Source organism: Steroidobacter cummioxidans, from assembly GCF_003104955.1.
Genome location: NZ_LSRW01000004.1, coordinates 197,413 through 213,133 on the forward strand (window position 1 = coordinate 197,413; position 15,721 = coordinate 213,133).

General features: G+C 62.2%; 12 protein-coding genes. 5 read left to right on the forward strand and 7 right to left on the reverse strand.

The window, feature by feature from the left end:
- Positions 1 to 24 precede the first annotated feature (24 nt).
- A complete protein-coding gene (locus D0550_RS03285; protein WP_116807661.1) occupies positions 25 to 609 on the forward strand; it encodes a DNA-3-methyladenine glycosylase I in 585 nt (194 codons plus the stop codon).
- Between the two features lie 297 nt (positions 610 to 906).
- Here D0550_RS03285 and D0550_RS03290 read toward each other — a convergent pair whose 3' ends face one another.
- Positions 907 to 1,752, reverse strand: a complete 846-nt coding sequence (locus D0550_RS03290; RefSeq protein ID WP_116807662.1) for a 23S rRNA (adenine(2030)-N(6))-methyltransferase RlmJ — start codon at positions 1,750 to 1,752, stop codon at positions 907 to 909.
- Positions 1,753 to 1,777: 25 nt separating this feature from the next.
- Between D0550_RS03290 and D0550_RS03295 the strand changes: the two genes are divergently transcribed.
- Positions 1,778 to 2,320, forward strand: a complete 543-nt coding sequence (locus D0550_RS03295) for a hypothetical protein (RefSeq protein ID WP_116807663.1) — start codon at positions 1,778 to 1,780, stop codon at positions 2,318 to 2,320.
- A 96-nt stretch (positions 2,321 to 2,416) separates the two neighbouring features.
- On the opposite strand, the gene D0550_RS03300 is transcribed toward D0550_RS03295, so the two are convergent.
- The 6 genes from D0550_RS03300 to D0550_RS03325 form a co-directional block, all read right to left on the reverse strand.
- Positions 2,417 to 5,611: a S8 family serine peptidase gene (locus D0550_RS03300; RefSeq protein WP_116807664.1), complete on the reverse strand. Its 3,195-nt coding sequence runs from the start codon at positions 5,609 to 5,611 to the stop codon at positions 2,417 to 2,419.
- A gap of 299 nt (positions 5,612 to 5,910) precedes the next feature.
- Positions 5,911 to 6,831: an oxygen-dependent coproporphyrinogen oxidase gene (gene hemF, locus D0550_RS03305; RefSeq protein WP_116807665.1), complete on the reverse strand. Its 921-nt coding sequence runs from the start codon at positions 6,829 to 6,831 to the stop codon at positions 5,911 to 5,913.
- Between the two features lie 117 nt (positions 6,832 to 6,948).
- Positions 6,949 to 9,498 (reverse strand): DNA topoisomerase I, encoded by a 2,550-nt coding sequence (locus tag D0550_RS03310; RefSeq protein WP_116807666.1) that lies wholly within the window; start codon positions 9,496 to 9,498, stop codon positions 6,949 to 6,951.
- A 62-nt stretch (positions 9,499 to 9,560) separates the two neighbouring features.
- Complete coding sequence (locus D0550_RS03315; protein WP_116807667.1) at positions 9,561 to 10,040, reverse strand: Smg family protein; 480 nt, start codon at positions 10,038 to 10,040, stop codon at positions 9,561 to 9,563.
- Positions 10,041 to 10,049: 9 nt separating this feature from the next.
- Positions 10,050 to 11,057 carry a DNA-processing protein DprA gene (gene dprA, locus D0550_RS03320; RefSeq protein ID WP_116807668.1) on the reverse strand — a complete coding sequence of 336 codons (1,008 nt, stop codon included), beginning with the start codon at positions 11,055 to 11,057 and terminating at the stop codon, positions 10,050 to 10,052.
- 33 nt (positions 11,058 to 11,090) lie between these two features.
- Positions 11,091 to 12,251: a LysM peptidoglycan-binding domain-containing protein gene (locus D0550_RS03325; RefSeq protein WP_116807669.1), complete on the reverse strand. Its 1,161-nt coding sequence runs from the start codon at positions 12,249 to 12,251 to the stop codon at positions 11,091 to 11,093.
- A 319-nt stretch (positions 12,252 to 12,570) separates the two neighbouring features.
- Here D0550_RS03325 and def point away from each other — a divergent pair, with 319 nt between their 5' ends.
- From def to rsmB, 3 genes are all read left to right on the forward strand, one after another.
- Entirely contained in the window at positions 12,571 to 13,107 is a 537-nt protein-coding gene (gene def / locus D0550_RS03330; RefSeq protein ID WP_116807670.1) for a peptide deformylase, read from the forward strand.
- Between the two features lie 269 nt (positions 13,108 to 13,376).
- The gene (fmt, locus tag D0550_RS03335; protein WP_116807671.1) at positions 13,377 to 14,318 is read left to right on the forward strand and encodes a methionyl-tRNA formyltransferase; all 942 of its coding nucleotides are present in this window, start codon (positions 13,377 to 13,379) and stop codon (positions 14,316 to 14,318) included.
- Positions 14,315 to 15,649 carry a 16S rRNA (cytosine(967)-C(5))-methyltransferase RsmB gene (rsmB, locus tag D0550_RS03340; RefSeq protein WP_116807672.1) on the forward strand — a complete coding sequence of 445 codons (1,335 nt, stop codon included), beginning with the start codon at positions 14,315 to 14,317 and terminating at the stop codon, positions 15,647 to 15,649. Before fmt ends, rsmB begins: the two co-directional genes overlap by 4 nt.
- Positions 15,650 to 15,721: the final 72 nt, after the last annotated feature.

Consider the following 15,721-nt stretch of genomic DNA (forward strand, 5'->3'; position numbering starts at 1 on the left):
TACACCCGTTGCATACTAACCCTCATGCGTGAACCTACCCGCTGCACCTGGCCGCTCGGCGGCAACGAGCTCTACCTGGAATACCACGATAAGGAATGGGGGGTGCCGGCCTGGGACGAGCGCACCCAGTTCGAGTTCCTGATCCTGGAGGGCGCGCAGGCGGGGCTGTCGTGGTCGACCATTCTCAACAAGCGCGAGGGTTATCGGGCTGCTTTTGCCGGCTTCGATCCTGAACGCATCGCCAGATTCGGCAAACGGGACGTGGCGCGGCTGATGAAGGATCCGGGCATCGTGCGCAACCGGCTCAAGATCGAGTCGACCATCGGCAACGCCAAGGCGTTCCTGGCATTCCAGGGCGATTTCGCCAAGCACCTATGGAGTTTCGTCGGCGGCAAGCCCATTCAGAACAACATTGCCGAGCACGGCAGGGTTCCGGCGACCAGTCCGGAGTCGGATGCGTTGAGTAAGGATCTGAAGAAGCGCGGCTTCCGCTTCGTCGGCAGCACCATCATCTATGCGCACATGCAGGCGACTGGCATGGTGAACGATCACCTCACCAGCTGCTTTCGCTACAAGCAGTGCAAGGCGTTGGGGAAAAAACCCGGCTAGAGGGCCTGTGAACACTCATTTGATGGGCCGCGTTGCGCCTCCAATCGCCTGCAGCAAGGCGCAAAGCGCAGCCCCCTACGGGGGCAAGCTTTGTAACGCAGCGGCAGGCCCATGTTTTACGTCAGACTTGGGAGGCACAACCCATTTAATGAATAAATATCCTTTAATGGGACGAGCTATTGCGGTTCAGGACGTCGTTACTCCTCCCTTATGTACGAAGAGTACACGGCGGTCGTCGCGCCTAGCCCTGAACCGCAATAGCTCGTCGCGGCCCATCAAATGAGTGTTCACAGGCCCTCATTCCGGAACGAGCCAGCGCACGTTCACGCCGCCCGCACCGTCGTCGGCCAAGGCGGCGTGCGCCTCGCGCAGTGGCGTCGCGATCTCCTCGTCGAACTGCCAGGGCGGATTCGCGATGATGAGGCCGGAGCCGTTCAAACCCAGCGGTGAATCCGCCGGCCGCACGCTCAGCTCCACCAGCAACAACTTTCTCAAGCCGGAATTCTGCAGCGACAGATGCAGTCGCTGCGTCTCGCGGCCCAGCTTGATCGGATACCACAGCGCAAACATACCGTTCGGCCAGCGGCTGACTGCGAGCAGCAGCGCCTTCTCGACCTGCGTGAACTCGTTTTCCGATTCGTAGGGCGGATCGATCAGCACCAGTCCGCGATTCTCACGCGGCGGTAAGTATGTTTTCAGCGCGGCATACCCGTCGCCGCACACCACTGACACACCGCGTCGGCCGCGCGTCGCTTGTTCGAGCGCTTGAGCTTCGGCGATTTGTTTTTCGACCAGCACGATCCGATCGCCGGGGCGCAGATCGCGGGCGGCCAGCACCGGCGAGCCCGGATAGCGCTGGGTCGCGATCGCGGCAATCTCTTCCGGGGAACTAACGGCGTCCAGATAGCGCCGAAGATCAGGACTGGCCCGCGCGATGCGCAGCACGCGACCCACGCCGTCCTGCCATTCGTTGCCGCGTAATGCATCATGGGACAGCAGGTCGTACCAACCTCGACCCGCGTGGGTGTCGAGATAGAACAACGGCTTGGGCTTGCGCTTGAGTCGTTCGAGCAGGGCCAGCAGCACGATGTGCTTGTGGACATCGGCGAAGTTGCCGGCATGGAACACGTGGCGATAATTCACGGCGGAACTTTAACGGGAGAAGCCCATGATCGTACTGAATTCTCCAGCGCGAGGCTCTGCGTTCGTGGCGGTACTGCTGCTGACGACACTGAGCGCGGGGTGCACTGGCAACTCGCGTGACGAGACGAGCCGGAGCGCTGCAGTGGCTGAGCCTGCGTCGGTGGAGAGTCGCAGAGCCGCCATGGAGAACGAAAGTCAGAAGATGCCGCCGCAGCGTGCGCCGGGCGAGGAACGGGAGACCCCGATTCCGCAAGGTTCCGGCGAAGTGCCGCCGCAGATACTGGCGATTTTCCAGGATGATCTGGCACGTCGCGCGCTGGTGAAGCCCGACGCAATCACTGTCGTGAGCGCGACCGAGCAGCAATGGTCGGATGGTGCGATGGGCTGCCCGCAGCCCGGACAGATGTACACGCAGATGATCGTGCCGGGGTATCGCGTCGTGCTGCAGGCGAACGGCGATCGGTACACCTATCACTCGGATCGGCGCGGCAAATTCATCGTGTGCTCCAACGGTCTGGCGTTCCAGCCGGTGAAAGAGCAGGTGAAGGGTAAAGCGCCGGCTGAATGACGAATGCGGTCGGCGCCACGTCGGTGGCGCCTCTGAAACAGAACAGGCCCCGGGCGATTGTCGCCCGGGGCCTGGTTTACGCACCCAACGTCGCGATCAGAATTTGATCTTGCCGCCCGGTGGTGCGACGAACAGCACTTCGGTGTCTTTGGTGGCGCCACCGCAATTGTTTGCGGACGCGCACCGATCGCCGTCGGTCTGAATCATCACGCCCAGTTCCGGAGTCGTGCCCGGGATCTGACCGAAGTCGAACACCTGCACGTTGCCGCTCGCACCGGCTGCCACATCGCTGGCCGGCGCCGCGAAGTAACGCTCGCCGAACGGCACGATCTTCAGGCCTTCGATCGCATCGCCGGGACCGCCGAAGTAGAAGTCGTCGGCAAACACCGAGACGCCGACTACCTTACGCGCTGCCACATCCGCTGCGGTCAGACCGAACTGCTCGAGACAGGCGTTCAGCACCGTGGTGCTGGAGTTGGTCGGATGCTCGACGAACCAGAATGCATCCGCATCGCCAGTGGCGAGATTCACCGACCACGCCAGCTGCCGACCATCGCTCAGATCGTTCAGCGACACATCGCGATTGAGCAGCCAGTAGTCGTCTTCGCCATCGTTGTTCAAGTCCAGCGCGATGCGATGATCCACGGCCACTGGCAGCGTCTCACGCTCCCACATATTTACCGCGAACGACCACAGATAACCGGACGAGCAAACATCGCTCGGCACTTCGAACGTCGCGACACCGACTGCGCGCAGGTCGGGGCGCGGCGCATTCTCGCCGCGTCCGCCCGGCGGCGTATTCGGGCTCGTTGCCAGCAGCGAGTAACCATTGAGCTGCGCAGTGCCGACGCCACGGTTCTTCAGGCTGATCGTGCCCGTGCTGCCGCTGCCGGCTTTCCAGGTCGGCCCGCCCACGACTTGAGTGTTCGCCGACTTACGCGGCAGCACGTGCCAGGGCAGGGTGAATGTCTCAGGCTTGCCGAACAGCGCAACTTTCTCGAACACCAGGTAGCCGTCGTACTCCTGCAAAGTCAGCGGCACCGGGTTCGGACCATCCGGGCCGGCGTTCATCAGGTTGTTACGCAGCTTGCTGCCTTCGATGGTCATGAATACATCGAAGGTGCGATCGCCCTGGCCGGGCACCGCGACCAGCGGCAACGCATGAATCTTCACTGCGCCATTGCTCGCGTCATTGGCGAACCGATAAGTCGGCTTCACTTTGAAGATTGCGGTCTGCTTGGAGCGATTGAACACGCGCACGCGCTTGTGCACGACAACTGCTTTGTCTGCTACGTCGACGAAGCCGAAGCTCACGCCGCCGCTGCGAGTGCCGGTCTTCACCAGATCGAAGCCATAAGCGCCCGCTGTCGCCTGTGCCGCGCGATCGACACGAACTTCACCACCGCCGATGCGGGAGATCGGTGCCAGCGAATTCGGAATCACGCCCGACGGAGTGGAGGGTTGATCGATGTCGGTGGCCGCGTTGTTGATGAGCAGCTGTTTCAAACGTTGCGGAGCAATGGTCGGATACAGCTGTTTCAACAATGCTGCCGAGCCTGACACCATCGGTGCCGCGCCTGAAGTGCCGCCGAAGGCATCGGATTGATTGCCAGTGCCCGACATCGCCGACACCGATGCGCCTGGCGCGCCGATCTCAGGCTTGATGCGGAAGTCTTCGAACATCGGTCCGCGTGAAGAAGTCGACGTGACCGAGCTGAGCAACGGGAAGGTGTTATTGGGATCGAAGGTGACCGTTGCGCCCGTGCGGATCGCGTTAGCATCGGCCAGGCTGATCATGTACCCCGGAATGGTAATGGGCACGCCATCTGAAAACGCACCCGTGAACGGCGCACTGCCGTCGACCAGGCCAATGACGCCGATCAACGCGCCGCCGGCCTGTATGTTACGAATCTTGTCGGCGAATGTGCAGCTACCACGATTCACCAATGCGATGCGCCCCGTCAGCGAGCCTGCCGCGAACGGAGTGCAGCCGAGTGCGTTGCTCGCTGTAAAGACAACCGGTGCGGTAATCGCCGTCGTCAGCGGAGCAGACCAGTCTTGATGAATCGCTCCTCGCTGCGCGGGTGTGACCGCCGGCGTCACGATCGTCAGCAGGTCGACGACCGCCGAAGGCACATTGGTCTGCGCTACCGACAGTGCGGTCACAGCGGCAGCAGGCGAGCCTGTGATGAAGGGTTTGTCTGAACCGTTACCCGCCGATGCAACGGTGAACGCGCCGAGCTTGGTGGCGCGATCGACCGCCGCGGACAGATCATCATCGAACGGCTGGCCGTAATCGGAGCCGAGCGACATGTTGATGATGTCGGCGTGATCCGAGGTGTCGCCGTCGCCATTCGGATCGACGGCCCATTCGAATGCCTGCATCAGTGCGATGCCGCTGCACGCGGAGGTCGGAACTGCGCACGCCTTGATTGCATAGAGCTTCGCGTCTGGCGCGACGCCATTCTTGCCGCCGATGATGTCGGCGACATGCGTGCCGTGGCCACCGAAAGTGCTTTGATCCGGAGCCGCGATCGGATCGGGATCGGGCGCCAGCGGCGGGCTGTTCGCGCCGCCGGTCCACAGCTCACCGACGAAGTCGTAACCGCCGATGACTTTCGCGGTCGGGAACAAGCCGTCTGTTGTCGTGTTACGTGGATCGGCCGCCGAGGTGCCCCATGCCTTTGCATAGGCTGCAGCGGTGCCAGCGCCGCCCAGCGATTTGTGCGTATAGTCGATGCCGCTGTCGATGACAGCGACGCGCACGCCTTTGCCGGTCACGCCCAGCCCGTGCAATGTTTCACCGCCGATGTATGGAACGGTCTCGGTGAGATTGCGCTTGTAGTTGCCGGTTGGCGCGACGCGCGTGACTGCCCGATCGTTCGCAAGCGCCGTTACCTCGCTCGCATCGATCTCGAGGAACACCGTGTTCGCGATCAGTTGCACTGAGGCGATGACAGTGGCGCTCGGTGCGGCCTGCGCGATACGACTGATAAACGCGGTTTGCTCGATGACCACGTCGGACTTTGACGTTCCGGTGCCGTCGCCGACAGGGGCGGTGTTCAACGACACGGCGACTTGCACGCGTTTCGCGGTGCCGGCGCTGCGCAGTAGTCGTGTGACATCGTTGATCTGTGAGCGCGCCGGTGCCGGCATGCGCGACTCCAGTTGTTTGGAGCCGGCGGCCACAGCGCGTTGAGCGGCGCCGGCATCGGCGGCTACGACCGTCAGCACGGTCGTAGCGATCAGCGACAGTGAGCCCACCGCCGCCCTCCTGCGAATGTTTCCCATGGCGATCCCCTTGCTGTTTTTCGGATCTCACGCGGATGGCAGGCAATGGCCAGCCCAGCACCACGCGCAAGCGTGCTGCGAACATCACAATGCAAAAGAGAAGATGCGCGATCGCGCGGACATTCGCCGCCGGCTAGTGGCGTAGTTGCAGGTCCGCGGCCAGACGGAATCGTATGCGCAATCGCTGCGACCGACGCTACTCCTGCGCCGTCGCTAATTCAATTGTGCAAAACATTCCAACCGTGTCGGCGCGCTCGCTATCACTAACAAAAGTTAGGGGCGGCGCGCTCGTGAATGTTTTATTTCAGTTCGTGCAGCCAGTCGCGTGGTCGGAGGAAGTCAGAGTAGAGGCGGGCTTCGGGCGTGCCGGGCTCGGGCGTCCAGTTGTATTCCCAGCGCACCAGCGGCGGTAGTGACATCAGAATGGACTCGGTGCGGCCGCCGGACTGCAGTCCGAAGTGCGTGCCGCGATCGTAGACCAGGTTGAACTCGACGTAGCGCCCGCGCCGATACAACTGGAACTGCCGTTCACGTTCGCCATGCGGATGATCCTTACGGCGCTCGACGATGGGCAGGTACGCCTGCAGGAAATGATCGCCGACGCTGCGCTGATAATCGAAGCAGCGCTCGAAGCTCCATTCATTCAGGTCGTCGAAGAACAGGCCGCCGACGCCGCGGGTCTCGTTACGATGTTTGAGGAAGAAATATCGATCGCACCAGTCCTTGTGCCTGGAATAGACCGTTTCACCGAAGCCTTCGCATGCCTGTTGCGCGGTTCGGTGCCAATGCAGGACGTCTTCATCGAATGGATAGTAAGGCGTGAGATCGAAGCCGCCGCCGAACCACCAGGCGCCCGGTGCGCCATTGCCGGGAATGGCATTGAAGAAGCGCACGTTGGCGTGCGTCGTCGGTATGTAAGGATTCCAGGGATGAAATACGAGCGACACGCCCGTCGCCATCCATTGAGCTTCCGCAAGCTCGGGCCGCTGTGCGGTGGCGCTCGGCGGCAGGCGCGAGCCCATCACATGCGAGAAGTTGACGCCGGCCTGCTCGAAAACTTTGCCATTGCGAAGCACACGGCTGTCACCGCCACCGCCTTCGGCTCGCTCCCAACGATCGCTGCTGAACTGCGCGCCGCCGTCGACCTGTTCGATGGCTGCACAGATCCGATCCTGCAGACCGCGCAGGTAGGCGAGCACGGCATCGGCATCGATGGCCATCCAATCATCTCCGTCAGGTAACCACGGCCATGATGCCGGCCGTGGTGTGATTCAGGGAAGTCCCAGCTTGCCGGCACCGGCCGGGCCGCCAATTGCTGGCGGCGCCGTGCTGGTCGCTTACTTCGGCTTGGCGGGCGCTTTTTTCGCTGCAGTTTTGGCAGCAGGCTTGCTGGCAGTCTTGGCGGGCGCCTTGGCCTTCGCAGTTTTCGCTGCGGCCGAGGCCGGAGCCTTTGCGGTCTTCGCCGGCGTGGTCTTGCTCTTGGCTGCTGCCTTCACCGGCTTTTCGGCCGTTCCGGCAGCGGCTGGTGCTGCAGTCTTCGCGGCAGTCTTCTTGGCGAAACGACCGAAGCGGCCCTTGCCACGCTCCGGCGCGGCCTTGAGCAGCTCCACGCACTCGTCCAGGGTCAGCGTCTTCGGATCGCGTTCCTTCGGAATCTTGGCGTTCTTCACCTTATCGGTGATGTACGGGCCGAAGCGGCCATTCAGCACCTGAATGCCGGCTTCCTCGAAGTTCAGGATGGTGCGATTCGCGTCCAGCTCTTCCTTGGCCTTGATCAACTCGAGCGCGCGCGGCAACTCGATGGTGTACGGGTCGTCGTCCTTGATGGATGCGAACTTCTTCGCGCCATACTGAATGTAGGGACCGAAGCGGCCGATGGCGACGCGGATTGCATGACCGTCGTCCATCTGACCCACCGTCCGGGGCAACGTGAACAGCTCCAGCGCTTCGGGCAGCGTGATCGTGTCCATGCGCTGCGTCGCCTTGAGGCTCGCGAATTTGGGCTTTTCTTCGTCGTCCTTGGTGCCCATCTGCACGAACGGGCCGTACTTGCCATAGCGGACCGAGATCGGCTTGCCGGTCACCGGATCGCTACCGATCTCGCGCGCTTCGGAAACATCTTCACGCGTGACCGTTTCGTCGACCACATCGACGCGTTCTTTGAATTCGGTCCAGAAGCGCTCCAGCACCGGCACCCAGGCCTCGCGGCCGTCGGCGATCTCGTCGAGGTCGTCTTCCATCTTGGCGGTGAAGCCGTACTCGACGTAGTGATGGAAATTGCGCGTCAGGAATTTATTGACGATCTTGCCCAGGTCTGTGGGCGTGAAGCGGCGATTGAGCAGCTCCGTGTATTTCTTGTTGACCAGCGTGGAAATGATGCTGGCGTAGGTCGAGGGCCGACCGATGCCGTGTTCTTCCAGCGCTTTGACCAGGCTCGCTTCGGAGAAGCGCGGCGGTGGCTCGGTGAAGTGCTGTTCGCCACGCAATGCCAGCAGCGCAACCTGATCGCCCACTTCCATGGCCGGCAGGATGCGATCGTTGTCGTCCTCGACCGCGTCGTCCTGGCCTTCCTTATAGACGGCGATGTAGCCGGGCTTCACCAGCGTCGAACCGTTCGCACGCAACACGGCGGTCGAGCCTTCGCGCTTGGCGTTCGTGCCGGGCACCAGATCGACCGCAACGGTGTCGTACACCGCCGCTTCCATCTGGCTGGCGACCGCACGCTTCCAGATCAAGCTGTAGAGCTTGAATTGGTCGTTGTCGATCTTGCCGGCAAGGCGCTCGGGAGTGATCGCCGCCGAGGTCGGGCGAATCGCTTCGTGCGCTTCCTGAGCATTCTTCGACTTGGTCTTGTAGTGACGCGGCGACTCGGGCAGCGCCTCGGCGCCGTACATGTTGCCGATGACCTGCCGGATCTCCGCGACGGCTTCGTTCGCGAGGTTCAGCGAGTCGGTACGCATATAAGTAATGAGACCGACCGCGCCTTCGCCGAAGTCGACGCCTTCATACAGCTGCTGCGCCAGACGCATGGTGCGCTGAGCGCCGAAGCCGAGCTTGCGAGCGGATTCCTGTTGCAGCGTCGACGTCGTGAACGGCGGCGCCGGATTGCGCCTGCGCTGCTTCTTGTCGATGTTGGCGACGCTGAGCTTGCCGTTGGCCGCGTTCTCGATGGCGGTGCGCACATCGGTGGCCTGGCCCTCGTTGGTCACCGTGAACTGTTCGACCTTCTCGCCGCGATATTCGATCAAGCGGGCCGGGAACGTCTGCTTCGACTTCTCGACATCGGCATCGATGGTCCAGTACTCGCGCGGCTTGAACGCGAGAATTTCCTCTTCGCGCTCGCAGATCATGCGCAGCGCCGGGCTCTGCACACGGCCGGCGGAGGCGCCCGGCAGGCCTGCTTTCTTCCACAGCAGCGGCGAGAGATTGAAGCCGACCAGGTAATCCAGCGCGCGCCGCGCCTGCTGCGCGTTCACCAGATCCTGTGAGATGTCGCGCGGCTGACCGATGGCCTCTTTGATGGCGTTCTTGGTGATCTCGTAGAACACCACGCGATGCACGTCCTTGCCGTCGAGCACGCCTTGTTCCTTGAGCAGCTCGGTGAGATGCCAGGAAATGGCTTCGCCCTCGCGGTCAGGGTCGGTCGCCAGATACAGAGCATCGGATTTCTTCAATGCCTTGGCGATCGCCTGAACGTGTTTCTCGTTCTTGTCCAGGATCTGATAGCGCATCGCGAATTTGCGCTTCGGATCGACGGCGCCTTCCTTGGGCACCAGATCGCGGACATGGCCATAGGAAGCGAGCACCTCGAAATTCTTACCGAGGTACTTCTTGATGGTCTTCGCCTTTGCAGGCGACTCCACGATGACTAGATTCTTCTGCTCCATAAAAAAAGAAACCGCGGTGGCCGCGGTGCTGCTGAAAGCTGCGGTGTGTTAACCGCCGCGCTTCAGTGCACCACTTGCAGACGGTTGTCGAATACCAAGTCCTCCATCCGCAGGTAAGCGCTCTGTTGGCCGGGCTGACTGAACAGCACCATGAGCACCACCCACTTCACCTGTTCAATGTCGATCTGCTGTACGTCGAGCGCCAGCAACCGGTCGATGACCAACTCACGCTGCGCCGGGCTGATGATGCCGATGTTCTCGAGGTACAGGATGTACCCCCGGCATTCGGTGTCGAGCCGGGCCTGCTCGCGCGCGTCGAAAACGCGAATCGCTCGCGAGCCCGGAATGGCGCCCGCTCGGTTCGGATCGGCCGACAGCTGCTCGAGCCATTCGAGCGCGCGGCCAACTTCTCGTTCGGAAAAACCGGCGCGTTCCAGTTCGTCCCGGAGTGTGTCGCGGTCGGGTTCGGGGGCGCAGTCCAGATCGGCGTCGAAGTAATTCTCGAAGAGATAGATCAGGATATCGAGAACGCTTTCCTTCATTTCGCTGCCTTAGCCAGGGACTGGACGCCGGACATAAAGCCCGCCAGGGCAGGCGTCGATGCATGCCTCCAGTTCGAGGATCAGCAGCATTGACGCTACCTCGTCGGCTTTGAGGCCGGTACGTGCGATCAAAACATCGACACTGGCCGGCTCGAAGCCGAGCGCATCTAACAGGATTTCATACCCTTTGTCCAATGCCGGGGAAAAAACTGCTGCGCTATCAGCAGTTTCAGTCGCTACCGGGGTTGCCAGGGCAAGTGTGGCCGCCAACGGCCCCAGCTGCGCGAATATATCCTCCGGCGTTTCCACCAACTGCGCGCCATCGCGGATCAATTTGTGGCAACCACGCGCGAGTGGATTGCGGATTGAGCCGGGGACCGCGAAAACTTCGCGACCTTGCTCGCCCGCCAGCCGTGCCGTGATCAACGAGCCGCTCCGCACCGCAGCCTCCACCACCAAGGTACCCAGTGACAATCCACTGATAATGCGATTGCGCCGGGGAAAGTTGCTCTTGCTCGCCGGCGTGCCCAAAGGAAATTCGCTGACCAGCGCGCCGCTGGATGCAACTTCTTCCGACAACGCAGCATTGGCCCGCGGGTAGTCGATATCAAGGCCTGTGCCGCACACGGCGACGGTCTTGCCGCCTTCCTCGATTGCGCCCCGGTGGGCCGCTGCATCGATGCCGATGGCGAGGCCGCTGGTGATCGTCAGGCCCGATCGAGCCAACTGTGCGGCAAACTGGCGCGCTATGTCATGTCCGGCAGGGGTGGGGTTGCGGGAGCCGACGATCGCGAGCTGCGGCAGGCTCAATGCATTGGGATCGCCACGCACCAGCAGACCGGTCGGCGCGTCGGGCAGGTTGGAGAGTAACGGGGGATAGCCGGGCGAGCCGCGGCGCAGAAAGTGATGCGCTGGATGTTCGAGCCAGCGCAGATGTCGTTCGAGCAGTGAATCTTGGGATGCGGCGTGAAAGCCGGGCACCCGTGCAAGGGCCAGCCATGTTTTGAGCTCTTCCATGAGCTCCTGAACATACGCTGTGCCAAACCGCGCTTATGGGTTTTTAGCGCGGTCTCCCTGGCGGATTTCGTGCGTCGTCTCCATCACGAGCGCGTAGCTCATATTATCGAACGCCTTGAACACCATGAGGGCGCCGATGCGCTCGCTGGGCAGCTGCACCTTGTTGCCAATGTCCGAGTTCCGACTGGTGCGGCGCGCGGACAGGCCGCCTTGTTTGAAGTTGTCGCGGACCACAGCACCGCGCTGATGGATGGCGAGGATGTGGCCAGGCTCGAGGCCCGCGTATGCGCCGCGATTCAGCGCGACGACTTGATACTGACCCATCACCGTGTGACGACGCACGGCGATAATGGCGGCATCGATGTCGGAATCGGGCGCATGCGGAACGAAATCCACTTTCACATCCACTGACTCAGGAAACACCTTGTCGCCTTGCAGGACTTCGCGCGTCGAATCCGTCATCACGATCTTGGCGGGTTCGCCTTGCGTGACGACCGGGCCCGAGCCCGCGTACAGGCCCGAGTAGCCGAGCAGTGCGTTGTTGTCGGGATCGCGCAGCTCCTCGCCAACATGAATGACGCTGTAGCGCGTCTCCGGCGCGGCTTGCCCGATGCCGAGTGCGTACACTTCATTGCCGAGGGCGCCGATCATGTGCGAATCGCGGAGCGCGACGATGTACGGCGCGGTCTTCACCTGATCTTTGGTCAGCAGCGTCGGACGGCCCATGAAGCTGGCGACCACATCGTATGGAATCGCAGTGACTGCCTGGCTCAGCGGCTCGCGGCGCACTTCGGGCGACAGGCGCGTGCCGCCGCGACCACCTTCGACTCTTTCGCCGCCGCGTTCAGCCAAGGTCAAACGCGGCTGACCGTCCACATAAACCAGTTTGAGCACGTCCCCCGGATAGATCAGATGCGGATTGGCGATCTGCGGGTTCACGTACCAGATTTCCGGCCAGTACCAGGGCTCCTTCAGGAACACTTTGGAAATGTCCCAGAGCGTATCACCCCGCTTGACCACATATTGATCGGGGGCTTCGGCGGCCAGCGGAATGTTGCTACCGGAGCCGACGGTCTTGGCCGGCCCGTCCTGGGCGAGGATGCTCGGGGGCGCAAGCAGGCCCACAGTGACGGTCAGACCAGCGACCAGGCTCAGCAGGATCGCCGGACGAAGTGCCAGATTCGCAGTTTTCATGCGCTTCAACGAGCTCCCATTAGAGTCCCTGAACATGGGCGCCTCGAGGTGTCCAGTGGCGCGTAAGACTTTGTACTGGCGCGCAAAAGCACACACGGGGCCGACATTAAGTTCAACAGTTCTCGAACTTTAGCAGCATCATTGCAACGAGTGCAGAAATGGGGCTTCAGCCCGCGACGTGGTTCTCATTCCTGCTTCCGCCGCCCCTTGCCGGGGGCCGATTCAAGCCGTCTATGGCTGTGTTGGCCACACGGGGCTTGTTTCCTGCCAAATCGACTGCAGACTAGGCGTCAGTTTCCGCCTTTTGACGTGTTCGAACATGGCACTACTTCCGATTCTCGAATTCCCCGATCCGCGCCTGCGCACCAAAGCGCAGCCCGTGGAGCAGGTGGATGACGCCTTGCGCAAGCTGATCGACGACATGTTCGAGACCATGTACGCCGCGCCCGGCATTGGCCTGGCGGCGACCCAGATCAATGTTCATAAACGGCTGCTGGTCATCGACATCAGCGAAAAGCGCAATGAGCGCCTGACGCTGATCAACCCGGAGATCGTCAGCCACAGCGGCATGGAAGAGACCGAGGAGGGCTGTCTGTCCGTTCCCGGTATCTACGAGAAGGTCAAGCGCGCCGACAGCATCCGCGTGCGCGCGCTGGACCGCGATGGCAAACAGTTCGAGCTCGACGCGGACGGGCTGCTGGCCGTGTGCATTCAGCACGAGATGGATCATCTGGAAGGCAAGCTGTTCGTCGATTACCTGTCCGACCTGAAGCGCACCCGCATTCGCAAGAAGCTCGAGAAGGACCGTAAGGAGAAGGCTGCCGAGGCGGCTCGCGGGCGGAGTAAGGCGCTCTAAAAGAATAAGAGTGGGCCTTGATGCGGCGGCTCCTGCGCAGTCGCCAGAGGGAGGTTTGTCCTCCCGGCACCGCGACGCACGCCGCGCCCACGCTGTCGCGTGGCGCGTTGCTGTACCTCCCTGTAGCTGCTAATGGACCAACATCCCTGTTGGATCCATTTGCCGGGAGGACAAACCTCCCTCCGACGCCTGCGCTGAAATGTCCGTGCGGACGCGAGAACACCTAGAATGAGCGTCCCCAAATTCGACCGAGTTATCGCCGAGTCTTGATGTCCTCTCCGTTGTCACTCATCTTCGCGGGCACGCCCGAGTTCTCCGTGTCTGCGTTGGAAGCGCTGGTCGCCTCGCGACACCGTGTGCTCGCGGTCTACACGCAGCCGGATCGGCCCGCGGGCCGTGGGCAGCAAGTGACGATGAGCGCGGTGAAGCAGTGCGCGCTCAAACATCAGTTGCCGGTCGAGCAGCCGCAGACGTTGAAAGATCCCGCAGCGGTGCAGCGTCTGGCGCAATACCAAGCCGATCTGATGATCGTCGTCGCCTATGGCCTGTTGCTTCCGAAGTCAGTGCTCGATACACCGCGCCTCGGCTGCGTGAACATCCATGCGTCACTGCTCCCGCGATGGCGCGGAGCTGCGCCGATTCAGCGCGCGATTCAGGCGGGAGATAAAGAGAGCGGCGTGACCATCATGCAAATGGACGTGGGGCTCGACACGGGCCCGATGCTGCTCGAACGCGTCACTCCCATTGATACTCGCGAAACGGGCGCGACCCTGCACGATCGTCTATCGATGCTCGGTGCGGCAGCAGTGCTCGAAGCGATCGACGCAATCGCGGCTGGCATAGCGAAGCCCGTCGAGCAGCCACAGGAAGGCGCAACGTACGCCGCGAAAATCCGTAAGGAAGAAGCGTTGATTGACTGGTCGAAGCCGGCGGTTGAGATCGATCGGCACGTGCGTGCATTCAATCCGTGGCCCATTGCCGAGACGCGATGGAACGGTCAGCAGCTACGCGTTTGGGAAGCAGCGCCGTCAGCTAAGCAATCATCCGCCGCACCGGGCACCGTCGTCGCAACCAGTAGCGATGGCATCGAAGTCGCAACGGGCGATGGAACATTGCAGCTCACGCGCGTGCAAGCCGCGGGTCGCAAGGCTATGCCGGCCGCGGATTTCCTCAGAGCGCATCGCCCCGAAGGCGCGGTCTTTGGCTCGTGAGCGCATCCGCTGCAGTCAGAGCGAGGGCCGCGAGGATCGTCGCGGAAGTCGTTGAGCACGGTCGTTCGCTCGACGCGGTGCTGGGCGCCGAAACCACCAGTAACAAACAAGAGCGCGGCCTGCTCCGGTCGCTGAGTTACGACAGCATTCGCTGGTACGTGCGACTCGACGCCTTGCTCGCGCGTCTGCTGAGTCGACCGAATCAAGCGCTCGAGCCCGAGATCCGCGCGCTCGCCATCGTGGGCTTGTGTCAGCTGATATACACAGATATTCCTGCGCACGCGGCGGTCGCGGAGACGGTCGCTGCGACCCGAGAGCTCAAGCAACCGCGCGCTTCCGGATTGGTCAATGCGATCCTGCGTCGCTGTCAGCGGGAGCAAGCGCAATTGCTGCCCAAGATCGATCGCGACCTCGCGGTGCGCACCGCGCATCCGCGCTGGCTGGTGGAGAAGCTGCGTAGGGACTGGGGCGATCGAGCCAACGACATTCTCGATGCCAACAATCAGCGCCCGCCATTCTGGATCCGTGTGAATCGGGCGCGCAGCGCGGCTGCGAACTATCGGGAGCAATTACAGGCACAGCAGATCGGTGTGCTCGCCAGTGCGTTCGATGACACGGCGCTGCTGCTCGATCGGGCCAAGGATGTCAGCGATTTACCGGGATTCAGCGAGGGTTTGGTATCGGTGCAGGACGCTGCCGCGCAGCTCGCGGGTCATTTGCTCGATCCGCAGGCAGGTGAGCGCATTCTCGATGCGTGTGCCGCGCCGGGCGGTAAGACGGGTCACCTGCTCGAACTGGCGCCTGAACTTGCCGGGCTCACCGCGGTCGATGTTTCTCCCGAGCGCTTGATGCGCGTTACGCAGAATCTGCAACGGTTGGGTGTGACGGCACAGGTTATCGCGGCGGACGCGGCCGAGCCGGCAAGCTGGTGGGACGGCAAGCCGTTCAACCGCATCTTGCTCGATGTGCCGTGCTCCGCGACCGGAGTAATCCGCCGTCATCCGGACATCAAACTGCTGCGGCGGAGCGATGACATCGCGGCGCTGGCGGTGCGCCAGTTGCAGTTGTTGCGGACTTTGTGGCCGTTGCTGCAGCCAGGAGGCCGGTTGCTCTATGCCAGCTGCTCCGCCTTACAGGCCGAGACCACCGCGGTAATCGCCGAATTTCTGCGCGACGAGCCGACCGCGCGTGATGTCACCGACGCCAGACTGCAAGTGTTACCCCCCGTGGGGGAGGGAACGCGCGCCGGTACTCATGGCTTAAGAATTGCGGCGGGATCCGCGGGGATGGATGGTTTTTATTATGCTCTGCTCGAGAAGCCGTGCGCCTGAGCATGGCCCGAAGCATGACCAACATGAACTCGTTTCGTAATTTCGGTTAAGGACGCTCCGTGGCGGCAAGCC